The sequence below is a fragment of the Klebsiella pneumoniae genome, assembly GCF_000742135.1.
Lineage (GTDB): Bacteria > Pseudomonadota > Gammaproteobacteria > Enterobacterales > Enterobacteriaceae > Klebsiella > Klebsiella pneumoniae.
Genome location: NZ_KN046818.1, coordinates 3638403 through 3663399 on the forward strand (window position 1 = coordinate 3638403; position 24997 = coordinate 3663399).

Consider the following 24997-nt stretch of genomic DNA (forward strand, 5'->3'; position numbering starts at 1 on the left):
TCTCCTGTGGATTAAGCATGGCGATCCCGAAATGGGATCCCTTTGACGAGACGAGCCGCATTGTTGCCAGTGTTTCGCCGGGCCAGCCTGTTCTGGTGATACATCAGCGAAAACAACGGAGTTGATGCGGGTAAATTTTTGTAGTGCACGATGAGCCGTTCCCGGTCGCAGGCGATGCCTACCTGCAGCGGCGAACGCTGCGCCGCCTGCCAGGCGTGATGGATAAGATCGCCGCCGGTCTGCGGCTGCAGAACAAAAGGAATGCCTTCCTCTTCAATGCCCAGCAGGACATCGCGCCACTGTTCGCTGCATTCGTCAGTGACGGCAATGACGATGGCGGGGGCGACTACGCTACTCTCCATGTGTGCCTCCTTTTTGCCAGGAAAGGAGTAATCCGCTGGCGACCGCATTGCGTGGGCCTTCACAGCCGCGGATATTGCCGCGCCCGGCAACCAGCCGGTAGTGCGCCAGCGCGTCGGTGACCAGCTGGGGGATCTCGAAATCGAGGGACGAGCCGCCCACCAGCACCACGAACGGGATGTCGCGAATGTTGCCGGTAGGGCTCACCTGGCGTAACGCTCGCAGGGCGTTGGTGACAAAGACGCGTGATTTGGCGCTACGGCGAATGGCGCGCACTTTCTCCAGCGGCAGATCGCCGGGCAGGGGAACCAGTTCATCCGGTTTCACCACGCAGACGCGGGCAAATACCGTCGGTGGTAAGGCCGACGGAAAAAACTGGACGCTGCCGTCTTCATGACGCAGATGAAACAGGCTTTCGACTTTTGCCAGCGGATATTTTTTGATCTCTTCCGCCAGGTAGCGGTCCTCAAGCCCCAGCTCGCGGGCGATGATCATCGTGACCATATCGCCGGCGCCGGCCAGGTGAGTGGCGCTGATCTCTCCCTGCGCATTGATAATGGAGGCGTCGGTCGACCCGGCGCCCAGATCGAGGATTGCCAGCGGGCGCGTGGTGCCGGGAGTGGTGAGCGCCCCAAGAATGGCCGCCTCCGCTTCGGCGCCGCCCACCTGAACCGCAATCTGCAGTTTGTGCTCAATTTCACGGGCGATGAGGGCCATCTGCAGGCGATCCGACTTGACCATCGAGGCGATACCCACCGCCTGCTCCAGCGAGAACTCCCCCGCAAGACCGCCGGTCACGCTGACTGGCACCGCCGTATCAACGGCCAGCAGATCCTGAATGCGGATCTCCTGAGCTGGCTTATTGGTAAGCTCCGCCATGGTCTGGCGCACGTGCTCTAGCATGCCGCCGATATTGGTGCCCGCTTCTCCCGCGACGTTGTCCAGTTTGCCGCAGCCATCAACCGCTTTCATGATGGCTTCCGCCCCGGCGGCCACATCAACCTGTACGCTGCGCCCCTGAGCGATGAGCAGCAGATTACCTGCCGGAATAGCGCGGGCCTTGACGTCGCCGGAGGGGGTTTTCACCACCACGGCCGAGCGGTTGCCAATCAGCGCCCGCGCCATTGGCACGATATTTTTGGTCTCCTCGGCGTTGAGATCGAAAACGGTCGCAATACCGTAGGGGTTGGAGAGCGTTTCGATGATCTTACCGGGTAAAGCGACCTCGACGGCCGCCAGCATGCCAAGTGGAATCCGGTCGATATGCTGAACTTCGTCGATCACCGGCAGCGGTTGCTGTAGCCGGTTATTGACCAGCACGCCGTCATCCTGCTGCAAAATAATGCCGGTTATCTGATAGCCCGCTGCCGTTGCCGCATTGACCATCGCGGCGACATCGGCAAAGTCAAAGGCCGAGGAGACCACCAGAATATAGGGAGTGCCCGCGGAGCAGGACAGCAGCGCCTCTGGTGTGATGGTGATGCCGACCCCCAGTCCGACGCCGCCGGGTGTCTTCGGGTTATGGCCGATCATGGTGGACTCGGTGATGATGGTTTCCGTGATGGTTTCCATCGCCACATCGCCAATGACCGGCGTGGCTTCGTTAATGCGAATAAGCGAAATATCGCTGAGCTGAATGCCGGCCGCTTTTGCCGCCTGCGTTAGCGCCTCCTGGATACCGAACACATTTCGTAATGTGCCTTTTATACCCGTGGTTTCAGCCAACGCGCTGTGGCGAATGTTCAGCACACCTGCGTCATCGACCGTCGCCAGGGCGACTTCTGTCGAGGAGTTGCCAATATCAATGCCAGCGATATAGCGCATGCTTACCCCCTGTTAATCGTCGCCTTTGAGTTTCTTACGCTCGATGTACAGCCCGGCCGCTTCCCGAACAAAGGCGGCACAGAGTCGTGCCTGGTAGCGATGCTCGAGGTCATCAGCGATCGCCAGTAGCTCCGCCTGGGTGGAACGGTATGGGCGCAGGGCGTTGTAGATCTCAAGGATCCGGTCGTCGGGAACCGCGGTGAGCTCTGCGGCCCGCTCAAAGTTCATCGCCAGCCGATCGCGTCCGGCATCCTGGGCGATCGCCGCCTGCATACGCAGCGTTTCCGGAGTGATGCGCATGTCCTGCGCCGTAACGCGATCGCTTAATACGTTCTCCAGCGTCAGGTCATCGAGCGTTTTATTGGTAGCGGTTTTGACCCACTCCGGATGGCGGGTCGCTAACGGGTAGTCGCTAACTTTTGGCTGGCGAACGGTGTCGTTTGTCGGCGCGGCTGGCGCGGGCGTTATCCCGTCCTGTAGGCTGTTCATCCGGCTCAGCACGTCGCGTACCATGGATTCAATTGCGTCGGTATTCATCGGGATATCCTTTGTTAAAGCGCCACGCGCAGTTCCTGCGGGTTTTTGCCCGTCACCACGTATTTGGTCTCTTTAATGTGCAAAATGGCCGACTTCGCCTGGTATTTGGGACGAGCCATCTGATCGTTAAGCGTCGGCACCGGCTGCGGCGACTCGCGTTTGGCGTAGCGCGCGGCGTTTTTGCCAATCTGACGGTAGGTTTCCAGCGTCAGCAGCGGCGCCTGCGGGAAGAGTTCCAGATTGGAAAGCGGCGGCAGGCCGCGCTGGTGGATGACGGTGGTGCCTTTCGACTGAATACCGATCGAGATGCCGGAGCCGCTCAGGCGGTTGCCTTCCACTGCCACGAAGGCGACGTCAGAAGACTTAAAGCAGCGGATCACCCGGGCTTTGATGCCTTCTTCCTCAATGCCGGCGATCACTTCGCGCAGAATATTTTTATGCGGAATGCCGACGATATTGGCGGTTTGCGCCAGACCAAACGCTGGCCCGACGGCAATAATGACTTCATCCTGCTGCGTGCCGGGTTTGGCTTCGCCGATTTCCGTCAGGAAGCTGTCGCCGGACACAGGCGCAACGGCGACCGGCGCGGCAGAGGCGACAGAAGCCGCAGACGCGCTAAAGGAGACCGGCTTATCTGCGCCTGATTTCATCTCCGACAGCACCTCTTCGATAATCTGGCGCAGCAGCGTTTCGTTAATTTCCATTTTTCACCCCTTAGCCAAGTTCATTGGGATCGAGCGCGCCCGGGATATTTTTAATCTCTTCCCAGCGCTCGCCTTGCAGGCGGTAGCCTGTTGCCGGACCGGCATAATCGTTCACGTCATTCACGGCCGAGAGCACCTGGCCCTCGCCAACAATGATGGCGGAGGTATGCAGGTAGTCGCCGGTGAGCTTGGCTTTCTGAATATTGAGCATGTCCTGGGCGACATCGGGGAAGCCGCCTTTCGCCAGGGCTTTCACCACCTCCAGGCCGTTGCGGTTCTTGTTGATGATCTCCTGAGCAAACTTGATGTCCTCGACGATATTGCGCTCAGGCATATCTTTTGAACCGTGGGCGTAGGTAGCGGCTTCCACCTCTTCATCCGTAATAGGCGGCAAACCCATGCCGGCAAATACCGCCTGCAGCGCGCGGGCGGCTTTGTTGCGAATGGCGATCACGTCCTCTTCACGCACCGGCCGCAGGCCGCCATCGACCTTCAGGTCGCGCTGGATCACGTTGTAGTCATCGAAGTCTTCGGCATCTTCGTTGGAACCGGCGAACATGTTGTCGTAGTTCGGCACCGCCGAGTAACCGGAGGAGATAAAGTCGGTACCTGGCAGGAACTGCATCAGCAGACGCGCGGTACGCCGCATATCCGAGTGGGTAAAGGTTTGATCGTTGCTGGAGGCACACTCCAGATCCAGCGCTGAGCAGATCAGGTTTTCCGCCAGTACGGCGCGGATCCCGGACGGCACGGCGGACGGTACGCCGATACAGCTGACGGAGCCATTCTGCAGGCCTTGCACCCCGGCGGCTTTGGTGATGTAGATGCAGCGCGCTTCGAGATAAAGCATCGATTTGCCTTCGGCATAGCCCATCTGTACTTCAGAACCAGAACCGGAGGTAAAGCGCATTTTCAGGCCGCGCGAGGCGTAGGAGGAGGCGAGGAAGCCTTTCGACCACGGGGTGTCATCGCCATCGGTAAACACCGGTTCCGTACCGTATACCGAAATGGTTTCGGCATAGCAGGTGTGGCCCAGCATGCCCAGTTTCAGCTCGGTGGCTTCTTCCAGCGAACACTGGGTGAGGACGCCGGGACGGCCAACCTGTGAACCCACCAGCAGGGCGATGGCGTTGAACGGCGCGTAGCGCGCCACGGCGACGGTGGTCTCCTGTTCGTCAAAGCCGCGCCATGCGCCTTCAGCGGCGTCGGCGGCAATCTGTACCGGATTGTCTTTGATATTAGTGACATGCGCCTGCTGGGACGGCGTGCGGCGGGCGCGCATTTTTTGCATCGCCATCATCATCTCGACCACGTTCATATGCGACACCACTTCCACGATTTTCGCCGGGGTCATCGCGGTAGTGAGCGGCACGATGTCGCTGCGTTTAACGTTCGGGTCGCAGAGCATGTTGGCGAGCTTAACCGAATCCATGGCCATCACTTCTTCGGCCCGGGCGAGATTAATGCCGTAGCGCGCGATAAAGTGGTCAATCAGGTCGAACTGCTCAACCGGTTTACCGTCGAGTTCGGTCACCGCGCCGTTGACGATGCGGATAGAAGGTTTGGGATCGTTAGGGCTTTCCATCGCGATAAAGCCCTCTTCAATCCACTCCTTAACGAAACCATCCTGATTCACAGGGCGTTTCGCCAGTGCTTCAAATCTTTTCGATCTCATGAATCAGCCTCGCGGGTATTAAATGTAGGAGGGGCGATCGTTTTTCGGTTCGGCGCCCAGCGTCGCCAGTACGGTTTTGCCGATTTCCCGGGCGGAGATCACCGCCTGGCGCACCGCGCCAGAGTCGCCGGAAATCACCAGAATGGCTTCGTTGCTGAAACTGGTGCCGTGGGCCGGTGAGCTGTAAGCCACCACCTCGACGTTGGCTGATTTCAGCGCGGTATCGGCCATCAGCACGCCAACGGACGCCGGGGCGCCGACGATAATGCCGCAGGCGCGGCCCAGTGGGGCGCCGAACGCTTTTTCCAGGGCATAACTGGCGCGCGCGGTATACTGCAGCTCAATATGACCCGCTTCGTTGCCGTAGACATCGCCGAAGGTACGGTCCAGCTCTTTCAGCGCGACCTCAATCCCGCGTTTGACGTCGGAAACATCATTCCCGCCCAGCACAATCAGCGAGCCATGGCCGGCGCCGCCTTTGGTGTCGCGAGGAAGCTCAATGCTGACCACTTCGGTGTTGGTGGCTTTGACCGCTTCATCGGCGGCCATGATGTGCGGCCCGGCGCCGGTGCGGGCGCCGAGGATGCCGATAGAGCGATAGCGTTTTTCGAGCTTCATCGCCTCCAGCAACGCGGCATCCACGTTGGCGATGACCAGCCCGAGGGTGTCGCCAATGGCGGTCCCGACAAATTCCGTTAAGCTGCAGCTTTTCTCTGCCATAGCCGTCTCTCCTGTGGGATGGGGGGTATCGGGAAGCGCCTGCTGCTCTGGCGTCGCTACACGGGCTATGACTTGCGCCATGATCTGTTCAACCAGCTCATTGCTGCTCATTGGCTATTCCCCTTCGGTAAGATTTTTTCAACATCGGTATGGGGGCGGGGAATGACGTGTATGGCTTTCACTTCGCCCACGTGGCGGGCTGCGGCGGCACCGGCGTCGGTGGCGGCTTTAACTGCCCCCACGTCGCCACGCACGATGACGGTCACCAGGCCTGAACCGATCCTTTCATAGCCAACTAATAAAACGTTGGCCGACTTAACCATTGCGTCAGCGGCCTCTATGGCTGCGGTTAAGCCTTTGGTTTCTACCATTCCTAATGCTTCTTGTTGCATAAAGACCTCGCAGGATATGTGCCAGTGAGGGAACTATATGGCGGAGCGGCGAAAAAGAATGGCTGAGTTGGTGGTGGAGAGCGAAAAAATAGTGGTTTTTATATAATATAAAATGGATTTATTCTGTTTTATATCGTTGTTTTTATTTGATTTTATTGTTTATATAAATGTGATTATATTGCAATTCACGCTCCGTATTTACATTTTAAGAGGTGATTTTTTAAATTGTTTTTGCTATGCGATATTTTGCGTGATGTGATATTTGTTGGAAAATAAGCACTGCGCTTTCGCAATTTTTTATCATTTAGTTGGAAATTAAAATACCCCCTGAACGCCCGCCATTGCTGCATGGATTCGCGAACAAATAGCAATAAATTATTCTTCTTCGGCGACTTTACGCCGCCCGATTTCCGCAGGATGCCAACACTTTGCCGCTGCCGGTTTCTATAGTGGGCCTCGCCGTACCCAACGAGCCAGCGGATGGTTGGCTGGCCTGGACACGAACTTCGTCACGAGGTGTCACAATGAATGGTTCTTTACGCGCGCAATGTATCGCCGAGTTTTTAGGCACCGGGCTGTTTCTGTTTTTTGGTATCTGCTGCCTGAGCGCCCTGAAACTGACCGGCGCCAGCCTGGGGCTGTGGGAGATCTGTATTATCTGGGGACTGGGTATTTCTCTGGCGGTGTACCTGACGGCCGGCATTTCGGGGGGACATCTGAACCCTGCGGTCACCGTCGCCCTGTGGCTGTTTGCCTGCTTCCCGGGCAGAAAAGTGGTGCCCTATATCGTGGCTCAGGTCGCCGGCGCGTTTGGCGGCGCCGTGCTGGCCTGGATACTTTACAGCACCCTGTTTACGCAATTTGAAACGGTGCATCATATGGTGCGCGGCAGCCTGGAAAGCCTGCAGCTGGCCAGTATATTCAGCACTTACCCGGCGCCTGAGCTCAGCATCTGGCATGCGGCGCTGGTGGAGGTGGTGATCACCTCGATGCTGATGGGGATGATCATGGCGCTCACCGATGATGGCAACGGCGTACCCAAGGGCCCACTGGCGCCGCTGTTGATTGGCATTCTGGTGGCGGTGATCGGCGCCTCGACCGGGCCGCTTACCGGCTTCGCGATGAATCCGGCACGCGATTTTGGCCCGAAATTGTTCACCTGGTTCGCCGGGTGGGGCAATATCGCCATGACCGGGGGAAGAGATATTCCCTATTTTATCGTGCCCATTATCGCACCGTTGTTAGGGGCCTGCCTCGGCGCCGCAATTTATCGTTTTCTTATCGCCAATAATCTGCCCTGTCATACCTGCGTGGAGGAAGAAAATACGCGTTAGCGTCATAAGGGGAATGTATCTGTGAAATAGCCAGGCTAATTTCATGAACCGATATCACGAACCGCTCAAAAAGTCTCCCCGGGTTGGGAGACTTTTGTTATTGTCAATGCACTTTTTTATCGTCGATGGGATCTGATGCTAAAAAAGGTAAATATGAAAAATATGTTTTATTTATAACAAAAAATTAACTGAGGGGTTTTATCATGATTTCTGCGAGTACCTTGAACTCAGAACTCATCAATAAAATCGCACAGGATTTTGCGCAAGCCACCAGTCTGGCGGTTGTGGTCGTCAATATTCACGGTGATGAGATTTCTGAATTGTTTAATTTCACGCCGTTTTGCCAGCTGATGCGTCAGCACCCGGAGCACAGCGGACGCTGTCGCATGAGCGACCGCTGCGGCGGGCTGGAAGCCTCGAAAAAAGACCAGCTGTGTATCTACCGCTGTCATGCGGGGTTAACCGATTTTTCCATCCCGCTGGTGATCGCCGGCCACCTGGTCGGTTTCGTGCTGTGCGGGCAGGTGCGTCTGAGCAATGATGTTGAACTGGTTGATATCTTGAACGTCGATGACCGCTGGCAGGACGATCCGGCGCTGGTCCAGGCGTTTCGCGATGTGCCGGAGATGGACTATTCGCGGGTTATCGCTTCGGCGGATCTGCTGAAGCTGATCGTCGAGAATTGCCTGAAAAAACAGCTCAACTTTGTGGTTATCAAAGATAACCCGTCGCAGAACGATCCGGCGCAGGCCAGCCGGGCGCCCTCGCCGCACGATGGCAAAATGAAGAAGGCGCTGCGCTATATCGACGCGCATCTCTCCGATGAGCTGCGTCTGGAGGATGTGGCGGCGCATGTCTATCTCAGCCCGTACTACTTCAGCAAACTGTTTAAAAAGTATCAGGGGATCGGTTTTAACGCCTGGGTCAATCAGCAGCGGATGGCGAGCGCAAAAGAGCTGCTATGCCACAGCGACTGGAGCATCGCCAGCATCGCGCGGAATTTAGGTTTTTCGCAAACCAGCTATTTTTGCAAAGTGTTTCGCCAGACCTATCAGGTAACGCCGCAGGCATTTCGTCAGCAAATTAATGCCGGATCACAAACTGAGTCTTTTTAAATGACAATATTTTGCTATTGCCGATTTTTGATATCCCCGAGTATCTTCATCAATATAAAATGAAAAAAACGACAGTAGAGCAATAAATTGTCATAGCGCAACAAAATAGTGGTATTCGAGGGATAAACTACACCAGTTTTTATTTTTGTGATGAGATAGAGTGTCCGTTAATACGAGACAGCTGATTATCACAACACCGCTTTCCTTCACTGACGTCATTGTGACGAGTGATGAAACGGTAAAAGAAAACATAAAGTAATACCCGTCGATGCAGGGCGCATCGGCGAAACAAACCGACAGGTTCGACACCAGTTTGGTGTCAGGGAAGGGGGTGTAAATCCCCCGCAGCCCCCGCTGCTGTGATGCTGACGACCCCGCAAAAACCACTGATCGAAAGATTGGGAAGGGCGGGCGAGAACGAGGCTAAGCCAGAAGACCTGCCTGCCGGTAACTGACCAACAACTTCGGTGGGAAGTGGGTGGCTTAGCGGTGCGTGGTCGCAGGACCAGGCATGCGCGTAGCTATACCCTGACCGCCAGAACAGGACAGGGTATGGCAACCAGGCGTGCGTTCATTCTTGCGGGTACCGGCAGCGGTTGTGGCAAAACCACCGTTACGCTCGGCCTGCTCAGCTTGCTCCAACAGCGCGGTATGCGGGTGCAACCCTGTAAAGTCGGGCCTGACTACCTGGATACCGCCTGGCACACCGCCATCAGCGGCATCGCTTCCCGCAATCTCGACAGCTTTATGCTTCCCGCCCCGATACTCAACGTGCTGTTTACCGAACAGCTACAGCAGGCCGATATCGCGGTTATCGAAGGGGTGATGGGCCTGTATGACGGCTACGGCACCGACCCCAACTACTGCAGCAGCGCGGCAATGGCTAAGCAGCTTGGCTGCCCGGTGATTTTGCTGGTGGATGGCAAAGCGGTGTCGACCTCCATCGCCGCCACGGTGATGGGTTTTCAACATTTTGATCCGGCTCTCGACATCGCTGGCGTTATCGTCAATCGGGTCAACAGCGACGCGCACTTCCAGCTGCTGAAAAGCGCCATTGAGCGCTACTGTCAGGTGCCAGTGCTCGGCTATGTGCCGCGCGTGGAAGGCGTGGCGCTGCCCGAACGACATCTGGGACTGGTGACCGCCCGCGAGTCGGTGGTCAATCAGCAGGCATGGCGGGATTTTGCCAGCCTGCTGGGGCGCACTCTCGACATAGACCGGCTGCTGGCCCTCAGCGAACTGGCCGCCATGCCGATCGGCGAGTGGGGAGAACAGCTTGCCGCCGATGCCGGCGAAGGACTGACGCTGGCCCTCGCCGACGATGAGGCCTTCAATTTTTATTACCCCGATAACCTGGCGCTGCTGGCGCGCTGCGGCGTGAAGATGGTGCGCTTTAGCCCACTGCGCGATCGCCAGCTGCCGGCCTGCCAGATGATCTGGCTCGGCGGCGGCTATCCGGAGCTGCATGCGGCCGGGCTATCCGCTAACCACGAGATGCTGACACAGCTTCGCGCGGCGCACCGGCGCGGGGTGGCGATCTACGCCGAGTGCGGCGGCCTGATGTACCTGGGCACGACCCTGGAAGTCACCAGCGGCGAGCGCTACACGATGGCGGATATTATTCCCGGACACAGCCGAATGGGGACGCGTCTGACCCGGTTCGGCTACTGCGAAGCGCAGGCGCAGCAGCAGACGCTGCTGGCAGCCCCTGGCGAGTGGCTGCGCGGCCATGAATTTCATTACTCCGATTTTTCTCCCGCCACCCCCGCCGTACTGGCCTGCCGTAAACAGCGAGACGGTAAGACGCTCCAGCAGTGGCAGGGAGGATGGCAGTCCGGCAGCGCCTTTGCCAGCTATCTCCATGTCCATTTTGCCCAGCGTCCCACCATGCTCAACCACTGGTTGCGGGCAGCAAGGAGGGCGCTATGACCCTTCTCGCCTGGTGTGTAGCCTGGATACTTGATGTCGTCATTGGCGATCCGCCGCACTGGCCGCATCCGGTGCGCTGGATAGGTCGCCTGATCGCCGTCAGCCAGCGTGTAGTGCGACGCGTCTGCCATAGCGACCGGGCGCTGCGCATCGGCGGCGGGGTGATGTGGCTGGTGGTTATCGGCCTGACATGGGGCGTGGCCTGGGGCGTACTGGCGCTGGCGCACGGGATCCACCCCTGGCTTGGATGGCTGGTGGAAGTGTGGATGATCTTCACCGCGCTGGCGGGACGCTGTCTGGCACAGTCGGCGATGGCGGTGGCCCGGCCGCTGCAGGCCGGAGATCTCGCCGAAAGCCGGCATAAGCTCTCCTGGATTGTCGGGCGCGATACCTCTCAGCTCCAGCCAGCGCAGATCAACCGTGCGGTGGTGGAGACCGTGGCGGAGAACACGGTGGATGGCATTATCGCGCCGCTCTTTTTCCTGCTCCTCGGCGGCGCGCCGCTGGCCATGGCCTATAAAGCGGTCAACACCCTCGATTCCATGGTCGGCTATAAACACGAAAAATACCGGGCGATCGGCATGGTCAGCGCTCGTCTTGATGATGTAGCCAACTTCCTTCCCGCCCGGCTGAGCTGGCTGTTGCTCAGCCTTGCCGCGGTGCTATGCCGGGAAGATGGCGCCCGGGCGCTGCGTACGGGCTGGCGCGATCGCTATCAGCACAGCAGTCCTAACTGCGCCTGGCCGGAAGCGACCGTCGCCGGCGCGCTGGGGATCCGCCTTGGCGGCCCGAACGATTACTTCGGCCAGCGCGTTGAAAAGCCCTGGATAGGCGACGCCGTCCGCGACATCGCGGTGGACGATATTTCCCGAACCATTCGATTAATGTGGGTGGCGTCAAGCCTGGCGCTGGCGCTGTTTATCGGCGTGCGCTACTGGCTGGTCGGCGCGGCCTGAGGAGAACCTGATGCAGTACATCCAACAACCGCAGGCGATCGAGGCGAAAAGCTTCGACATCATCAGCGAGATCATCGCCGAAACGCGACCGGACTACCGTTTCGCCAGCCCGCTGCACGAGGCGATTATCAAGCGGGTGATCCACACCACCGCTGACTTCGACTGGCTGGATATTCTGTGGTTTTCTCCGGATGCCCTGATCGCGCTGAGTGAGGCCTTGAGCCGGCCCTGCACGCTGTATACCGATACCACCATGGCGCTGTCCGGGATCAACAAAACCCTGCTGGCCCGCTTTGGCGGCGAATGCCGCTGCTATATCAGCGACCCGCGGGTGGTGCGCGAGGCGCAAAGCCGGGGGATGACCCGCTCGATGGCGGCGGTGGATATTGCGGTGCAGGAGCCCGGGGAGAAAGTGTTCGTCTTCGGCAATGCGCCAACCGCGCTGTTTCGCCTGCTGGAACATCGCGAGACCGCCATCGGCGGCGTGGTGGGAGTGCCGGTCGGGTTCGTCGGCGCCGCGGAGTCGAAAGCGGCGCTCAGCGAGAGCGGCCTGCCGGCCATCGCCGCGCTCGGCCGCAAAGGGGGAAGCAACGTGGCGGCAGCGATTGTGAACGCTCTGCTTTACCACCTGCGGGAGGCGCAATGAGCGATCAGACCTTTGACGCCCCGGTGTGGCATCACGGCAAAGCGCTGCGCAAGGGCTACACCACCGGCTCCTGCGCCACAGCGGCGGCAAAAGTGGCGGCGCTGATGGTGATGCGCCAGCATCTGATTCATCAGGTCTCGATCGTCACCCCCTCCGGCGTCACCCTGTGCCTGAACGTTGAGTCCCCGCACGTCGAAGGGCAGCAGGCGGTCGCCGCGATCCGTAAAGACGGCGGCGATGATGTCGACGCCACCCACGGCATGCTGATTTTTGCCCGGGTCACCCTCAATGACAGCGGAGAGATTAGCCTGCAGGGCGGGGAGGGTATCGGCACGGTGACCCGCAAAGGGATCGGCCTGCCGACAGGCAGCCCGGCGATAAACCGCACTCCGCGGCACACCATCGAGACCGCCGTGCGCGAAGCGATAGGTCCTACCCGCGGCGCGCAGGTGGAGATTTTTGCTCCGGAAGGCGTACTTCGCGCGCAAAAAACCTATAACGCCCGGCTGGGGATCCTCGGCGGGATCTCGATTATCGGCACCACGGGGATCGTTACCCCGATGTCGGAAGAGAGCTGGAAGCGCTCGCTCTCCCTCGAGCTGGAGATAAAACGCGCCGCCGGGCTGGAGCGCGTGGTGCTGGTGCCGGGCAACCACGGTGAGCGCTTTGTCCGCGAGCAGATGGGCATCGACCCGCAGATGGTGGTCACCATGAGCAACTTCGTCGGCTACATGATTGAAGAGGCGGTTCGGCTCGGTTTCCGCCAGATTGTGCTCATTGGCCATCCCGGCAAACTGATCAAAATCGCCGCCGGGATCTTTCATACCCACAGCCATATCGCCGATGCGCGGATGGAAACTCTCGTCGCTCATCTGGCGCTGCTTGGCGCGCCGCTGCCGCTGCTGACGCTGGTCAGCGAGTGCGACACTACCGAAGCGGCAATGGAGCATATCGACGCCTGGGGATACCAGCGCCTCTATAACCATCTGGCTGAGCGAATCTGCCAGCGTGTTCTTGAGATGCTGCGCTTCACTCAGCAACCGCCCACCTGCGACGCGGTTCTGTTTTCTTTTGATAACCAGGTACTGGGCAGCAGCCGTCCGCTGGAGGCGATTGCCCGGGAGCTGACATGTTGACGGTCGTGGGAATGGGCCCGGCGGGGCTGCAGTGGCTGACCCCGGCCGCGCGCGAGGCAATCGCCGCCGCCGAGGCGCTGGTGGGCGGCAGCCGCCATCTCCAGCAGTTTCCCGACTTCGCCGGCGAGCGCTTCGCGCTGGGGGCCGATATGCCGGCGCTGCTGGCGTGGATTGAGGCCCGTACCGGGCGCCGCGTCGTGGTGCTGGCCTCTGGCGACCCGCTGTTCTATGGCATTGGCACCCGACTGATTGCCTATTTTGGCCGGGAACGAGTGCAGGTGATCCCCGGCATCAGCGCGGTGCAGTACCTCTGCGCCCGGGCGGGCATCGACATGAACGATATGTGGCTGACCAGCAGCCATGGCCGGGCGGTGAGCTTCGATGCTCTGGCCGCCCACCGGAAAGTCGCCATGGTGACCGACGGCCGCTGCGGACCGCGGGAGATAGCCGCCCAGCTGATGGCCCGCGGCAAAGGCCATCGCTGGATGGTGATAGGCGAGAACCTGGCGATGGAAAACGAGCGGATCCACTGGCTGCCGGTCAGCGCCGTGGAGGACGAATATGAGATGAATGCGGTGGTGATCCTCGATGAAAGATGAGCTGTTTTTGCGCGGCGCCCAGGTGCCGATGACCAAAGAGGCCGTGCGCGCGCTGGCGCTGGCGAAGCTGGAGCTGCACCGGGCGCGCCATCTGATTGATATCGGCGCGGGCACCGGCAGCGTCAGCATTGAGGCTGCTCTACAGAACCCGGCGCTGCGGGTGACGGCGATTGAGCGTCAGGCCGACGCGCTGCGCCTGCTGGCGGAGAACCGGCAGCGCTTTGGCTGCGACAACATCGCTATCGTGGCGGGCGTTGCGCCGCTGGCGGTCGCCGACAAAGCCGACGCGATCTTTATGGGGGGCAGCGGCGGCCACCTGACGGCGCTGATCGACTGGTCGCTGGCGCAGCTGCATCCCGGCGGCCGGCTGGTGATGACTTTTATTTTGCAGGAAAACCTTCATAGCGCTCTGGCGCACCTGCGGCAGAGCGGCATCCACGAGGTGGACTGCCAGCAGCTGGCGGTCTCCACCCTGGCTACCCTGGGCAGCGGCCACTACTTCAAACCCCATAATCCCGTTTTTGTCATCGCCTGTCAGAAGGAAGAAAACCATGGCTGAGACTTTTGATCCCCATTGCGTGTGGTTCGTCGGCGCCGGTCCGGGCGATCGCGAACTGATTACTCTCAAAGGCTACCGTCTGCTACAGCAGGCGCAGGTAGTGATCTACGCCGGGTCGCTGATCAACACCGAGCTACTGGCCTACTGTCCGCCACAGGCGGAGTGCCACGACAGCGCCGCGCTGCATCTGGAGCAGATCCTCGACCTGATGGAGGCGGGGGTGAAGGCGGGAAAAACGGTGGTGCGTCTGCAGACGGGCGACGTCTCGCTATATGGCTCGGTGCGCGAGCAGGGCGAAGAGCTGACCCGCCGCGGGATCCGCTGGCAGGTGGTGCCGGGCGTCAGCGCTTTCCTCGGCGCGGCGGCGGAGCTGGGGGTGGAGTACACGGTACCCGAAGTCTCGCAGAGTCTGATTATTACCCGTCTGGAAGGGCGCACGCCGGTTCCCGCGCGCGAACAGCTGGAAGCCTTTGCCAGCCATCAAACCTCGATGGCGATTTACCTGTCGGTGCAACGTATTCACCGGGTGGCGGAGCGGCTGGTGGAGGGCGGCTACCCCGCGACCACCCCGGTCGCGGTGATCTACAAGGCCACCTGGCCGGAAAGCCAGACCGTCCGCGGTACCCTCGCGGACATCGGCGACAAAGTACGCGACGCCGGGATCCGCAAAACGGCGCTGATCCTGGTCGGCCCCTTCCTCGGCGATGAGTATCACTACTCAAAACTGTACGCAGCGGATTTTAGCCATGAATACCGTAAAGCCTGAATCCATTGCCCTGTTTTGCCTGACGCCCGGCGGCGTGCGGCTGGCAAAACGGCTGGCGGCCATGCTGCCGCTTACCTGTTACACCAGCGAAGCGCTGCAGGAAGAGGGGTTTATCCCCTTCAACGGCGGCTTTGCCAGCGCTGCCCGCGAGGCGTTCAGCAGCTTCTCGGCGCTGATTTTTATCGGCGCCACCGGGATTGCCGTGCGGGTGCTGGCCCCGCTGGTGAATGACAAGCTCAGCGACCCGGCGGTGGTGGTGATTGATGAGCGCGCCCGGCACGTCATCAGCTTGCTCTCCGGCCATGCCGGGGGGGCCAATGCGCTGACCCGCTATCTCGCCGGGATGCTCGAAGCCGACCCGGTGATCACCACCGCCACCGACGTCAACGAGCTGGCCGCCCTCGACACGCTGGCCTTCCAGCTGAACGCCCGGATGACCGATTTTCGCGCGGCGGTGAAAACTGTTAACCAGATGCTGGTGAGCGGTAAGCGGGTGGGGCTGTGGTGCGACGGCGAATTCACCGGGGCGCTAAGCCGCTGCGACCGGCGCGGGTTTATCCCGGTAAGCGACCTGGCGCGCTTGCCGGCGCTCGACGCCCTGATCTGCGTCACCCTGCGCCGGTCGCTGCCGCCGCTGCCGGTGCCTCACTGGAAGCTGGTGCCCCAGCGGGTGGTGGCGGGGATCGGCTGTCGGCGCGACACCCCCTGCGCGCTGCTCAGTACGTTGCTGGATCGCCAGCTTGCCGCTCAGCGTCTTGACCCGCTGGCGCTGAAAGCGATCGGCAGCGTGAGCCTGAAGGCAAACGAGCCGGGGTTGCGCCAGCTGGCTCACCGCTGCCGGGTGCCGTTCGAAACCTTTAGCGCCGAGGCGCTGCGCGAGCACGAGCACCGCTTTCCGGCCTCGTCTTTTGTCCGGGAGACGGTCGGCGTCGGCAGCGTCTCCGGCCCGGTGGCCTGGCTGCTGAGTCAGGGAAACCTGTCCGGCGAAACCCTGCGTGAGCAGGGCGTGACCATTACTTTGGGAGTAACACACTGATGTTAAGCGTAATCGGAATTGGCCCTGGCTCGCAGGCGATGATGACCATGGAAGCCGTGGAGGCCTTGCAGGCGGCAGAGATCGTGGTGGGCTACAAGACCTACACCCACCTGGTAAAAGCCTTTACCGGCGACAAGCAGGTGATCAAAACCGGCATGTGCAAAGAGATTGAGCGCTGCCAGGCGGCCATCGAGCTGGCGCAGGCCGGGCACAACGTTGCGCTGATCAGCAGCGGCGACGCCGGCATCTACGGCATGGCGGGGCTGGTGCTGGAGCTGGTTAATAAGCAGCAGCTGGACATTGAGGTCCGTCTGATCCCAGGGATGACGGCCAGTATCGCCGCCGCCTCGCTGCTCGGCGCGCCGCTGATGCATGATTTCTGCCATATCAGCCTTAGCGATCTGCTGACGCCCTGGCCGGTGATTGAAAAACGCATAGTCGCCGCCGGGGAAGCGGACTTCGTTATCTGTTTCTACAACCCCCGCAGCCGCGGCCGCGAAGGACATCTGGCGCGCGCCTTTGCGCTGCTGGCGGCCAGTAAAAGCGCAGATACGCCGGTCGGCGTAGTCAAATCCGCCGGACGCAAAAAGCAGGAGAAATGGCTGACCACCCTCGGGGAGATGGATTTTGCCCCAGTGGATATGACCAGTCTGGTGATCGTTGGCAACAAAGCGACTTACATCGACAACGGCCTGATGATCACCCCGCGAGGCTACGCGCTGTGAATCACGGCGACGTGCTGGTTATCGGGGGCACCAGCGATGCGCGGGCGATCTGCCAGCAGCTGGACGCCGCCGACGTGCGCTACACCCTGTCGGTGGCAACTCCTACCGGCGAGCGGCTGGCCGGCGATATCCGCGGGCAGATACGCTGCGGGCGTATGGAGTGGCAGCAGATGGCGGAGTGGCTCAGAGCGCAGCGCACCCGCTGGGTGATCGATGCCTCTCACCCCTACGCCGAGGTGGTCAGCCAGAATATTGTGCGCGCCTGCGCCAGCGTCGGGGTTCTGCTCAGCCGCTATCAAAGGCCGGAGCAGCTGAGCGATCTGCGCCATCCGTTACTTCACGTGGTCGGCGATCTGAACGAGGCCTGCGCGGTGGCTCGTCGCCTCGGCGAGCGGATCCTGCTGACCACCGGCAGCAAAGATCTGGCGGCCTGGCGGGCGGGACTGGCGGAGAAAACGCTGCTCGCCCGGGTGCTGCCGGTGCCGGAGGTGGTTCAGCACTGTAGCGATCTGGGGTTTGGCGTCGGGGAGATCTTCGCCCTCTGCGGGCCGTTCAGCGCCGAATTTAACGCCGCCTTTTATCGCCAGTGCCGGGCCGATGTTGTGGTGACGAAAGCCTCGGGGGCGGAAGGAGGCTATCAGGAAAAAGTACAACCCTGTCTTGATGCGGGGATCCCCTGCATCGTCATTACCCGTCCGGCGCCGCTGGTGACGGGCGATGAACTACTGCAAAGCCAGGCCGATTTCACTGCGCGGCTGACGCGCTGGCTGTCGGCGACTTGAGGAAGAGGATATGAAAAAAGCACTTCTGGTGGTGAGCTTTGGCACCAGCTATCACGACACCCGCGAAAAGAACATCGCCGCCTGCGAGCGCGATCTGGCCGCCAGCTGCCCGGACCGCACGCTGTTCCGCGCCTTCACCTCGGGGATGATTATTCGCAAACTGCAGCAGCGCGATGGTATTCATATCGATACTCCGCTGCAGGCTCTGCAAAAGCTGGCCGAGCAGGGATACCAGGATGTGGCTATCCAGTCCCTGCACATTATCAACGGCGACGAGTACGAGAAGATCGTTCGCGAAGTGCAGAGTATGCGCCCGCGCTTTCAGCGTCTGACGCTGGGCGCGCCGCTGTTGAGCGGTCATGGCGATTATGTGCAGCTGATGCAGGCCCTGCGCCAGCAGATGCCGCCGCTGGCGGCGACGGAGCGAGTGGTGTTTATGGGGCACGGCGCCAGCCACCACGCCTTCGCGGCCTACGCCTGTCTGGATCATATGATGGCGGTGCAGGGTTTTCCGGCGCGGGTGGGGGCGGTGGAAAGCTATCCCGAAGTGGACATCGTCATTAACGAACTCTCCCGCCAGGGCGTGACCGGCGTGCATCTGATGCCGCTGATGCTGGTGGCCGGCGATCATGCCATTAATGATATGGCCTCCGACGAAGACGATTCGTGGAAAACCCGCTTCAATGCCGCCGGTATCCCCGCCACGCCGTGGCTTAACGGATTAGGGGAGAATCCGGCGGTGCGGGCGATGTTTGTCGCCCATCTGCAGCAGGCGCTGAACGACACGATGGAGAAAGCAGCATGAGCGGCAAACTATACGCCCTGAGCAGCGGGCCGGGGGCGGCCGATCTGATCACCGTGCGTGCGGCGCGGATCCTCGGCCAGCTGGATGTGCTGTATGCGCCAGCCGGCCGCAAAGGCGGCGACAGCCTGGCGCTCTCCATCGTACGCGAGTACCTGGGCGCACACACGGAGGTCCGCTGCTGCCATTTTCCGATGAGCGCCGACAGCGCGGAAAAAGAGGCGGTGTGGAACGACGTTGCCGCGGCGCTGGCCCAGGAGGTGGCGGCGGGCAGGCAGGTCGGGTTTATCACCCTCGGCGACGCCATGTTGTTCAGCACCTGGGTCTTTCTGCTGCAGCGGATTGGCTGCCCGGACTGGCTGGAGATTGTCCCTGGCGTTACCTCCTTCGCCGCCATTGCCGCGCGGGCGAAAACCCCGCTGGCCATGGAGCAGCAGTCGCTGGCGGTGATCTCCTGCACCGCGCCGGAAGCGGACATTGCCGCGGCGCTGCGCCAGCATGACAGTCTGGTACTGATGAAAGTCTACGGCCGCTTCGCCCGCATTAAGGCGCTGCTGGCGCAGGCGGGGCTGCTGGATGCGGCGCTGATGATGTCAGAGGCCACCCTGCCGGGCGAGCAGTGCTGGCGCCGTCTGCGCGAGGTCAGCGATGACCAGCCGCTGCCCTATTTCTCGACCATCCTGGTTAACAAACAGTGGGAGGAGGCGTAATGAATCAGGTGAAATCGCTGAAGCAGCTTTCGTATGGGGGGCTGGCGGCCGCTGTTCTGCTGATCATCGTCCCGCAGGAGGCGTTCGCCATGCATATCATGGAGGGCTTTTTGCCGCCGATGTGGGCGCTGGCGTGGTGGCTGCTGTTTTTACCCTGCCTGTGGTACGGCCTGGTGCGCCTGCGGCGTATCGTCCAGGAAGAGAGCAATCAGAAGGTGCTGCTGGCCCTCTGCGGGGCGTTTATTTTTGTTCTTTCGGCGCTGAAGATCCCGTCGGTGACCGGCAGCTGCTCGCATCCGACCGGCGTCGGTCTGGCGGTGATCCTCTTCGGGCCGGGCGTGGTGGCGGTGCTGGGGGCGATCGTTCTGCTGTTCCAGGCGCTGCTGCTGGCGCATGGCGGCCTGACCACCCTTGGCGCCAACGGGATGTCGATGGCGGTAATCGGCCCGATGGTCGGCTATCTGGTGTGGAAGCTGGCCTGTCGGGCGGGGATCCGTCGCGATGTCGGGGTCTTTCTCTGCGCCATGCTGGCGGATCTGATGACCTACTTTGTCACCTCCGTCCAGCTCGGGGTGGCCTTTCCCGATCCGGCAACCGGGGCAGGCGGATCGATCGCCAAGTTTATGGGCATCTTCTGCCTGACGCAGATCCCGATCGCCATCGCGGAAGGCTTGCTCACCGTGATGATCTACGATCAGCTAACCAAACGGCGACTGATCGCCGCGGAGGCACATTAATATGAAAAAGACCCTGATCCTGTTGGCGATGGTGGCCGCCCTGATGATCCTGCCATTTTTTATTAACCACGGCGGCGAGTTTGGCGGCTCGGACGGCGAAGCGGAGAGCCAGATCCAGGTGGTGGCGCCGGATTATCAACCCTGGTTCCAGCCGCTATATGAACCGGCGAGCGGCGAGATTGAGAGCCTGCTGTTTACCCTGCAGGGCTCGCTGGGCGCGGCGGTGATTTTTTACATTCTCGGATATGCGAGGGGCAGACAGCGCCGTGATGACCGGGTTTGACCGACTCAGCTACCAGAGCCGCTGGTTGCAGGTGGCGCCAGAGCGTAAGTTTCTGCTCTGGCTACTGCTGATGGCGCTGGCCTTTACGCTGCCGGCGTGGGGCCAGGCGCTGACGCTGGCGCTGACCGCCGCGCTGACCTGCTGGCTGCTGCGGGTCTCATTCTGGCGCTGGTGCCGCTGGATGGCGCTACCCTTTGGCTTTTTGCTGGTCGGCGTGCTGACCATTGTGTTCAGCGTCAGCCGCGACCCGCAGATGCTGTTAGCCAGCATCCGACTGGGCGCTTTCTCGATAGGGATTTCCGCCCCGGGGCTGGCCGTGGCCGGGGAGACCTTCTGGCGCAGCCTGGCGGCGATGGCGGCGACGCTCTGGCTGGTGCTTAATCTGCCTTTCCCGCAGTTGATTATTTTACTCAAGCGCGGTCGCGTACCGCGGCTGTTGACGGAGCAGATCCTGCTGACCTGGCGCTTCATTTTTATTCTGTTAGACGAGGCGATGGCGATTCACCGCGCGCAAACCCTGCGTTTTGGCTATGGTAGCGTGCCGCAGGGCTATCGCTCGCTGGCGATGCTGGTGGGACTGCTGTTCACCCGCGTCCTCCTGCGCTATCAGCAGATGAGCACGGCGCTGGATATCAAATTGTACCAGGGTGATTTTCACCTCTAAGGATAAGTATGCTTGCCACAACCGATCTCTGGTTTCGCTATCAGGATGAGCCGGTACTTAAAGGGCTGACGCTGGATTTTTCCCGCCATGCGGTGACCGGCCTGGTGGGGGCCAACGGCTGCGGAAAGTCGACGCTGTTTATGAACCTGAGCGGCCTGCTGCGCCCGCAGCAGGGGGCGGTGCTGTGGCAGGGAGAGGCGCTGAATTACAGCAAGCGCGGTCTGCTGGCGCTGCGCCAGCAGGTGGCGACGGTGTTTCAGGATCCGGACCAGCAAATATTCTATACCGATATCGACAGCGATATCGCTTTTAGTCTGCGTAACCTCGGGGTGGCGGAAGAGGAGATCGCCCGCCGGCTGGATGAGGCGTTGACCCTCGTCGATGCCCTGGGGTTTCGCCAGCAGCCGATCCAGTGCCTCAGCCATGGGCAGAAAAAACGGGTGGCGATCGCCGGGGCGCTGGTGCTGCAGGCTCGCTACCTGCTGCTTGACGAGCCCACCGCGGGCCTCGATCCACGCGGGCGGGCGCAGATGATCGCCATCATCCGCCGCATTGTCGGGCAGGGGCGGCGGGTGGTGATCTCCAGCCACGATATCGATCTGATCTATGAGGTGAGCGACGCCGTTTACGTGCTGCGTCACGGCGAAGTGCTGGCCGCGGGGGATCCCGGCGAGGTATTTGCCTGCGCGGAGACGATGGACAGGGCGGGATTGACGCAGCCGTGGCTGGTGAAACTTCATAGCGAACTGGGGCTGCCGCTGTGTAAAACCGAGGCGGAGTTTTTTCAGCGGATGCACAACAACGCGATAGGCGCGATAAAGGAGGCGTCATGACGCTGGCAGTGATGTTGCAGGGCACGGCTTCCGACGTGGGGAAAAGCGTACTGGTGGCGGGACTGTGCCGCATTTTTCATCAGGATGGGCTGCGTACCGCGCCGTTTAAATCACAGAATATGGCGCTGAACTCCGGCATTACGCCGGATGGCAAAGAGATGGGCCGGGCGCAGATTTTCCAGGCCGAAGCGGCCGGGATTGCGCCGGATGTCCGCATGAATCCGGTTTTGCTCAAGCCCACCAGCGACCGTCAGGCGCAGGTGGTCCTGATGGGGCAGGTGGCGACCAGCATGGACGCGGTGAGCTATCACCAGTACAAGCCGCGCCTGCGCGAGCAGATCCTCGCGGTCTACCAGAGCCTGGCCGGAGAGTATGAGGCGCTGGTGCTGGAAGGCGCCGGCAGTCCGGCGGAGATTAACCTGCGCGACCGCGATATCGTCAATATGGGCATGGCCGAGATGGCGCAATGCCCGGTGATCCTGGTGGCCGATATCGACCGCGGCGGGGTGTTTGCCGCGATTTACGGCACGCTGGCGCTGCTGCAGCCTCAGGAGCGGGCGCGGGTGAAAGGGGTGATCATCAATAAATTCCGCGGCGATGTGGCGCTCCTGCGCTCCGGGATAGAGCAAATCGAGGCGTTGACCGGGGTGCCGGTGCTGGGCGTTATGCCATGGCTTGACGTGGATCTTGAGGATGAGGACGGCGTCGCGCTGCAGGCCGGGAAATACCATCGCACCGACCGGCGCGATATCGACATCGCCGTGGTTCACCTGCCGCATATCGCCAATTTTACCGACTTTAACGCCCTGGCGGCGCAGCCAGACGTCCGGGTGCGCTATGTCCGCGATCCGCAGGCGCTGGCCGACGCCGATCTGGTCATTCTCCCGGGCAGTAAAAATACCCTCGGCGATCTGTGCTGGCTGCGCGAGAGCGGCATGGCGCACGCGGTCGAGCAGGCCCGGCAGCGCAAGGTGCCGCTGCTGGGGATCTGCGGCGGCTATCAGATGCTGGGCGAAACCATTATCGATGAGGTGGAGTCTGGCCTTGGCGCCCAGCCCGGGCTGGGGGTGCTAAAGACCGTGACCCATTTCGCCCAGCACAAAACCACCACCCAGGTGCAGGCGACCCTGGGGTCTGCGCTCCCGGATTGGTTAGCCGACGCGGCGGGGCTGCGCGTCAGTGGCTACGAAATTCATATGGGCGAGACGCGCCGCGAGGCAGGCTGCCCGCCGCTGCTGCAGCTGCATAAAGCGGGGCAGGCAGTGGACGACGGGGCGATAAGCGACGACGGCCTGGCGTTCGGCACCTATCTCCATGGCCTGTTCGACAGCGATGCCTTTACCCGGGCGCTGCTCAACGGCCTGCGCCAGCGCAAAGGGCTGGCGCCGCTGGACAGCGCCCTGGAGTATGCCCGCTATAAAACCCGGCAGTTTGATCGGCTGGCCGAGGCCATGCGCGAACATATCGCCATCGATAAAATTTACGCCATCATGCGCCAACATCAGGAGCCCCTATGCTGACTCTGGTTACCGGCGGCGCGCGCAGCGGCAAAAGTCGCCATGCCGAGGCGCTGATTGCCGATGCGCCGCAGGTGTTATATATCGCCACCTCGCAAATCTTTGACGACGAGATGGCCGCAAGGATCCAGCATCATCGCGACGGCAGGCCCGCCCACTGGCGCACCGCCGAGCGCTGGCAGCAGCTTGATGAACTGATCACCCCGGCTATCGCCCCAGCGGAGGCGATTTTGCTGGAATGCATCACCACCATGGTCACCAACCTGCTGTTCGCGCTCGGCGGCGACAGCGACCCCGACGGCTGGGATTACGCCGCCATGGAACGGGCTATTGATGACGAAATTGGCGTGCTGATTGCCGCCTGTCAGCGCTGTCCGGCGCACGTCGTGCTGGTGACCAACGAGGTGGGGATGGGCATTGTGCCGGAGAACCGCCTGGCGAGGCATTTTCGCGATATTGCCGGGCGGGTCAATCAGCGCCTGGCGGCCGCGGCGGATGCGGTCTGGCTGGTGGTCTCCGGCATCGGCGTCAAAATCAAATAACTCAATCGCTGGCTGACCGGGCCAGCCCTGGCAGGGATTCTGTATGCAAAATTTAAACACGGTTCTGCGGGCGATCCCCGCGCCGGACGCCGACGCCATGGCGCGGGCACAGCAACACATCGACGGCTTACTCAAGCCCCCCGGCAGCCTCGGGCGTCTGGAGGCGCTGGCGGTGCAGCTGGCGGGAATGCCCGGCCTGGGCGGCCAGCCGCAGGTGGCGAAAAAGGCCCTGCTGGTGATGTGCGCCGACCATGGGGTGTGGGACGAAGGGGTGGCGATTTCGCCGAAGGCGGTCACCGCCATCCAGGCGGCAAATATGACCCGCGGCACCACCGGCGTCTGCGTGCTCGCCGCTCAGGCCGGGGCGAAAGTGCATGTAATTGATGTCGGTATCGATAGCGAACCGCTCCCCGGCGTGGTGAATATGCGGGTGGCGCGGGGCTGCGGCAATATTGCCCGCGGTCCGGCGATGAGCCGTGAGCAGGGGCAGGAGCTGTTGCTGGAGGTGATGCGCTACACCCGCGCGCTGGCCCAGGAGGGCGTTACCCTGTTTGGCGTCGGCGAACTGGGGATGGCCAATACCACGCCGGCGGCAGCGATCGTCAGCGTCCTGACCGGCAGCGATGCGCAGGAGGTGGTCGGGATTGGCGCCAATCTGCCGCTGGCGAAGGTTGGCAACAAGGTGGAGGTGGTGCGGCGGGCTATCGCCGTCAATCAGCCCGACCCGAATGATGGCCTCGACGTACTGAGCAAAGTCGGTGGTTTCGATCTGCTGGGGATGACCGGTGTCATGCTGGGGGCGGCGTCCTGTGGGCTGCCGGTGGTGCTGGATGGCTTTCTCTCCTACGCGGCGGCGCTGGCGGCGTGTCAGATAGCGCCGGAGGTGAAACCGTATCTGATCCCGTCCCATTATTCGGCGGAGAAGGGGGCGCGTATCGCGCTGGCGCACCTGGGTCTCGAACCGTATCTCAATATGGGCATGCGTCTGGGAGAAGGCAGCGGCGCGGCGCTGGCGATGCCGATCGTCGAGGCGGCCTGCGCGATGTACCATCGCATGGGCATGCTGGCGGCAAGCAATATTGTGTTACCGAAGGGGTAAGCAGGAGATGGGGGC

28 protein-coding genes and 1 riboswitch are annotated in these 24997 nt (G+C 61.3%); of the genes, 21 read left to right on the top strand and 7 right to left on the bottom strand.

The features are described from left to right. Positions 1-11 precede the first annotated feature (11 nt). Genes DR88_RS08460 through pduA form a run of 7 tightly spaced genes read right to left on the bottom strand, consistent with a single transcriptional unit; the run spans position 12 to position 6212 of the window. The gene (locus tag DR88_RS08460; RefSeq protein ID WP_002915803.1) at positions 12-362 is read right to left on the bottom strand and encodes a glycerol dehydratase reactivase beta/small subunit family protein; all 351 of its coding nucleotides are present in this window, start codon (positions 360-362) and stop codon (positions 12-14) included. Continuing rightward, a complete protein-coding gene (locus DR88_RS08455; RefSeq protein ID WP_004149610.1) occupies positions 352-2184 on the bottom strand; it encodes a diol dehydratase reactivase subunit alpha in 1833 nt (610 codons plus the stop codon). Before DR88_RS08455 ends, DR88_RS08460 begins: the two co-directional genes overlap by 11 nt. 12 nt (positions 2185-2196) lie before the next feature. Then, positions 2197-2721: a propanediol dehydratase small subunit PduE gene (gene pduE, locus DR88_RS08450; RefSeq protein WP_002915750.1), complete on the bottom strand. Its 525-nt coding sequence runs from the start codon at positions 2719-2721 to the stop codon at positions 2197-2199. A 14-nt stretch (positions 2722-2735) separates the two neighbouring features. Next, positions 2736-3425: a propanediol dehydratase medium subunit PduD gene (pduD, locus tag DR88_RS08445; protein ID WP_004185474.1), complete on the bottom strand. Its 690-nt coding sequence runs from the start codon at positions 3423-3425 to the stop codon at positions 2736-2738. Between the two features lie 10 nt (positions 3426-3435). Next, the gene (gene pduC / locus DR88_RS08440; RefSeq protein WP_002915744.1) at positions 3436-5100 is read right to left on the bottom strand and encodes a propanediol dehydratase large subunit PduC; all 1665 of its coding nucleotides are present in this window, start codon (positions 5098-5100) and stop codon (positions 3436-3438) included. 18 nt (positions 5101-5118) lie between these two features. Then, positions 5119-5931, bottom strand: coding sequence for a propanediol utilization microcompartment protein PduB (pduB, locus tag DR88_RS08435; protein ID WP_002915739.1), 813 nt, complete (start codon positions 5929-5931; stop codon positions 5119-5121). Beyond that, on the bottom strand, positions 5928-6212 hold the full coding sequence (gene pduA, locus DR88_RS08430) for a propanediol utilization microcompartment protein PduA (protein ID WP_023301260.1): 285 nt from the start codon (positions 6210-6212) through the stop codon (positions 5928-5930). The genes pduB and pduA overlap by 4 nt, the downstream gene beginning before the upstream one ends. Positions 6213-6736: 524 nt before the next feature. On the opposite strand from pduA, the gene pduF reads away from it, so the two are divergent. From pduF to cobT, 21 genes are all read left to right on the top strand, one after another. Next, on the top strand, positions 6737-7546 hold the full coding sequence (gene pduF, locus DR88_RS08425) for a propanediol diffusion facilitator PduF (protein WP_002915732.1): 810 nt from the start codon (positions 6737-6739) through the stop codon (positions 7544-7546). 203 nt (positions 7547-7749) lie between these two features. After that, positions 7750-8661 carry a transcriptional regulator PocR gene (pocR, locus tag DR88_RS08420; protein ID WP_004181164.1) on the top strand — a complete coding sequence of 304 codons (912 nt, stop codon included), beginning with the start codon at positions 7750-7752 and terminating at the stop codon, positions 8659-8661. A 281-nt stretch (positions 8662-8942) separates the two neighbouring features. After that, positions 8943-9120: riboswitch (cobalamin riboswitch) on the top strand. Positions 9121-9213: 93 nt separating this feature from the next. Further along, positions 9214-10590 (top strand): cobyrinic acid a,c-diamide synthase CobB, encoded by a 1377-nt coding sequence (locus tag DR88_RS08415; protein WP_023313595.1) that lies wholly within the window; start codon positions 9214-9216, stop codon positions 10588-10590. Further along, the gene (gene cbiB, locus DR88_RS08410; protein ID WP_002915724.1) at positions 10587-11546 is read left to right on the top strand and encodes an adenosylcobinamide-phosphate synthase CbiB; all 960 of its coding nucleotides are present in this window, start codon (positions 10587-10589) and stop codon (positions 11544-11546) included. The genes DR88_RS08415 and cbiB overlap by 4 nt, the downstream gene beginning before the upstream one ends. Positions 11547-11556: 10 nt before the next feature. After that, positions 11557-12192, top strand: coding sequence for a cobalt-precorrin-8 methylmutase (locus DR88_RS08405; RefSeq protein WP_002915711.1), 636 nt, complete (start codon positions 11557-11559; stop codon positions 12190-12192). After that, positions 12189-13328 carry a cobalt-precorrin-5B (C(1))-methyltransferase CbiD gene (gene cbiD / locus DR88_RS08400; protein WP_002915708.1) on the top strand — a complete coding sequence of 380 codons (1140 nt, stop codon included), beginning with the start codon at positions 12189-12191 and terminating at the stop codon, positions 13326-13328. Before DR88_RS08405 ends, cbiD begins: the two co-directional genes overlap by 4 nt. Next, the gene (locus DR88_RS08395) at positions 13322-13927 is read left to right on the top strand and encodes a cobalt-precorrin-7 (C(5))-methyltransferase (RefSeq protein ID WP_032443956.1); all 606 of its coding nucleotides are present in this window, start codon (positions 13322-13324) and stop codon (positions 13925-13927) included. The genes cbiD and DR88_RS08395 overlap by 7 nt, the downstream gene beginning before the upstream one ends. Beyond that, complete coding sequence (locus DR88_RS08390; protein ID WP_002915684.1) at positions 13917-14486, top strand: decarboxylating cobalt-precorrin-6B (C(15))-methyltransferase; 570 nt, start codon at positions 13917-13919, stop codon at positions 14484-14486. The genes DR88_RS08395 and DR88_RS08390 overlap by 11 nt, the downstream gene beginning before the upstream one ends. Continuing rightward, a complete protein-coding gene (locus DR88_RS08385; protein WP_004149602.1) occupies positions 14479-15252 on the top strand; it encodes a cobalt-precorrin-4 methyltransferase in 774 nt (257 codons plus the stop codon). The genes DR88_RS08390 and DR88_RS08385 overlap by 8 nt, the downstream gene beginning before the upstream one ends. Further along, the gene (cbiG, locus tag DR88_RS08380; RefSeq protein ID WP_004149601.1) at positions 15233-16288 is read left to right on the top strand and encodes a cobalt-precorrin 5A hydrolase; all 1056 of its coding nucleotides are present in this window, start codon (positions 15233-15235) and stop codon (positions 16286-16288) included. The genes DR88_RS08385 and cbiG overlap by 20 nt, the downstream gene beginning before the upstream one ends. Beyond that, on the top strand, positions 16288-17013 hold the full coding sequence (locus tag DR88_RS08375) for a precorrin-3B C(17)-methyltransferase (RefSeq protein WP_004143930.1): 726 nt from the start codon (positions 16288-16290) through the stop codon (positions 17011-17013). The genes cbiG and DR88_RS08375 overlap by 1 nt, the downstream gene beginning before the upstream one ends. After that, positions 17010-17795 (top strand): cobalt-precorrin-6A reductase, encoded by a 786-nt coding sequence (locus tag DR88_RS08370; RefSeq protein ID WP_002915627.1) that lies wholly within the window; start codon positions 17010-17012, stop codon positions 17793-17795. Before DR88_RS08375 ends, DR88_RS08370 begins: the two co-directional genes overlap by 4 nt. Before the next feature lie 10 nt (positions 17796-17805). Continuing rightward, positions 17806-18600, top strand: coding sequence for a sirohydrochlorin cobaltochelatase (gene cbiK, locus DR88_RS08365; protein ID WP_004174588.1), 795 nt, complete (start codon positions 17806-17808; stop codon positions 18598-18600). Further along, entirely contained in the window at positions 18597-19307 is a 711-nt protein-coding gene (locus DR88_RS08360) for a cobalt-factor II C(20)-methyltransferase (protein WP_004143927.1), read from the top strand. Before cbiK ends, DR88_RS08360 begins: the two co-directional genes overlap by 4 nt. Continuing rightward, positions 19307-20044: a cobalt ECF transporter S component CbiM gene (gene cbiM, locus DR88_RS08355; protein WP_002915621.1), complete on the top strand. Its 738-nt coding sequence runs from the start codon at positions 19307-19309 to the stop codon at positions 20042-20044. The genes DR88_RS08360 and cbiM overlap by 1 nt, the downstream gene beginning before the upstream one ends. Position 20045: 1 nt before the next feature. Continuing rightward, complete coding sequence (locus DR88_RS08350) at positions 20046-20327, top strand: energy-coupling factor ABC transporter substrate-binding protein (RefSeq protein WP_002915619.1); 282 nt, start codon at positions 20046-20048, stop codon at positions 20325-20327. After that, positions 20314-20991: an energy-coupling factor ABC transporter transmembrane protein gene (locus tag DR88_RS08345; RefSeq protein WP_004143925.1), complete on the top strand. Its 678-nt coding sequence runs from the start codon at positions 20314-20316 to the stop codon at positions 20989-20991. The genes DR88_RS08350 and DR88_RS08345 overlap by 14 nt, the downstream gene beginning before the upstream one ends. A gap of 8 nt (positions 20992-20999) precedes the next feature. Then, positions 21000-21824 (top strand): energy-coupling factor ABC transporter ATP-binding protein, encoded by an 825-nt coding sequence (locus DR88_RS08340; protein WP_025862240.1) that lies wholly within the window; start codon positions 21000-21002, stop codon positions 21822-21824. Continuing rightward, entirely contained in the window at positions 21821-23344 is a 1524-nt protein-coding gene (locus tag DR88_RS08335; RefSeq protein WP_004149597.1) for a cobyric acid synthase, read from the top strand. Before DR88_RS08340 ends, DR88_RS08335 begins: the two co-directional genes overlap by 4 nt. Further along, on the top strand, positions 23338-23883 hold the full coding sequence (gene cobU / locus DR88_RS08330) for a bifunctional adenosylcobinamide kinase/adenosylcobinamide-phosphate guanylyltransferase (protein WP_002915611.1): 546 nt from the start codon (positions 23338-23340) through the stop codon (positions 23881-23883). Before DR88_RS08335 ends, cobU begins: the two co-directional genes overlap by 7 nt. 43 nt (positions 23884-23926) lie before the next feature. Beyond that, entirely contained in the window at positions 23927-24982 is a 1056-nt protein-coding gene (gene cobT / locus DR88_RS08325) for a nicotinate-nucleotide--dimethylbenzimidazole phosphoribosyltransferase (protein ID WP_004143920.1), read from the top strand. The last annotated feature ends 15 nt before the right edge of the window (positions 24983-24997 follow it).

What these genes read in the sequence shown, in the direction of transcription:
- DR88_RS08460 (WP_002915803.1), bottom strand. Translation starts at nt 362, where the DNA reads ATGGAGAGTAGCGTAGTCGCCCCCGCCATCGTCATTGCCGTCACTGAC.
- DR88_RS08455 (WP_004149610.1), bottom strand. Translation starts at nt 2,184, where the DNA reads ATGCGCTATATCGCTGGCATTGATATTGGCAACTCCTCGACAGAAGTC.
- pduE (WP_002915750.1), bottom strand. Translation starts at nt 2,721, where the DNA reads ATGAATACCGACGCAATTGAATCCATGGTACGCGACGTGCTGAGCCGG.
- pduD (WP_004185474.1), bottom strand. Translation starts at nt 3,425, where the DNA reads ATGGAAATTAACGAAACGCTGCTGCGCCAGATTATCGAAGAGGTGCTG.
- pduC (WP_002915744.1), bottom strand. Translation starts at nt 5,100, where the DNA reads ATGAGATCGAAAAGATTTGAAGCACTGGCGAAACGCCCTGTGAATCAG.
- pduB (WP_002915739.1), bottom strand. Translation starts at nt 5,931, where the DNA reads ATGAGCAGCAATGAGCTGGTTGAACAGATCATGGCGCAAGTCATAGCC.
- pduA (WP_023301260.1), bottom strand. Translation starts at nt 6,212, where the DNA reads ATGCAACAAGAAGCATTAGGAATGGTAGAAACCAAAGGCTTAACCGCA.
- pduF (WP_002915732.1), top strand. Translation starts at nt 6,737, where the DNA reads ATGAATGGTTCTTTACGCGCGCAATGTATCGCCGAGTTTTTAGGCACC.
- pocR (WP_004181164.1), top strand. Translation starts at nt 7,750, where the DNA reads ATGATTTCTGCGAGTACCTTGAACTCAGAACTCATCAATAAAATCGCA.
- DR88_RS08415 (WP_023313595.1), top strand. Translation starts at nt 9,214, where the DNA reads ATGGCAACCAGGCGTGCGTTCATTCTTGCGGGTACCGGCAGCGGTTGT.
- cbiB (WP_002915724.1), top strand. Translation starts at nt 10,587, where the DNA reads ATGACCCTTCTCGCCTGGTGTGTAGCCTGGATACTTGATGTCGTCATT.
- DR88_RS08405 (WP_002915711.1), top strand. Translation starts at nt 11,557, where the DNA reads ATGCAGTACATCCAACAACCGCAGGCGATCGAGGCGAAAAGCTTCGAC.
- cbiD (WP_002915708.1), top strand. Translation starts at nt 12,189, where the DNA reads ATGAGCGATCAGACCTTTGACGCCCCGGTGTGGCATCACGGCAAAGCG.
- DR88_RS08395 (WP_032443956.1), top strand. Translation starts at nt 13,322, where the DNA reads ATGTTGACGGTCGTGGGAATGGGCCCGGCGGGGCTGCAGTGGCTGACC.
- DR88_RS08390 (WP_002915684.1), top strand. Translation starts at nt 13,917, where the DNA reads ATGAAAGATGAGCTGTTTTTGCGCGGCGCCCAGGTGCCGATGACCAAA.
- DR88_RS08385 (WP_004149602.1), top strand. Translation starts at nt 14,479, where the DNA reads ATGGCTGAGACTTTTGATCCCCATTGCGTGTGGTTCGTCGGCGCCGGT.
- cbiG (WP_004149601.1), top strand. Translation starts at nt 15,233, where the DNA reads ATGAATACCGTAAAGCCTGAATCCATTGCCCTGTTTTGCCTGACGCCC.
- DR88_RS08375 (WP_004143930.1), top strand. Translation starts at nt 16,288, where the DNA reads ATGTTAAGCGTAATCGGAATTGGCCCTGGCTCGCAGGCGATGATGACC.
- cbiK (WP_004174588.1), top strand. Translation starts at nt 17,806, where the DNA reads ATGAAAAAAGCACTTCTGGTGGTGAGCTTTGGCACCAGCTATCACGAC.
- DR88_RS08360 (WP_004143927.1), top strand. Translation starts at nt 18,597, where the DNA reads ATGAGCGGCAAACTATACGCCCTGAGCAGCGGGCCGGGGGCGGCCGAT.
- cbiM (WP_002915621.1), top strand. Translation starts at nt 19,307, where the DNA reads ATGAATCAGGTGAAATCGCTGAAGCAGCTTTCGTATGGGGGGCTGGCG.
- DR88_RS08350 (WP_002915619.1), top strand. Translation starts at nt 20,046, where the DNA reads ATGAAAAAGACCCTGATCCTGTTGGCGATGGTGGCCGCCCTGATGATC.
- DR88_RS08345 (WP_004143925.1), top strand. Translation starts at nt 20,314, where the DNA reads ATGACCGGGTTTGACCGACTCAGCTACCAGAGCCGCTGGTTGCAGGTG.
- DR88_RS08340 (WP_025862240.1), top strand. Translation starts at nt 21,000, where the DNA reads ATGCTTGCCACAACCGATCTCTGGTTTCGCTATCAGGATGAGCCGGTA.
- DR88_RS08335 (WP_004149597.1), top strand. Translation starts at nt 21,821, where the DNA reads ATGACGCTGGCAGTGATGTTGCAGGGCACGGCTTCCGACGTGGGGAAA.
- cobU (WP_002915611.1), top strand. Translation starts at nt 23,338, where the DNA reads ATGCTGACTCTGGTTACCGGCGGCGCGCGCAGCGGCAAAAGTCGCCAT.
- cobT (WP_004143920.1), top strand. Translation starts at nt 23,927, where the DNA reads ATGCAAAATTTAAACACGGTTCTGCGGGCGATCCCCGCGCCGGACGCC.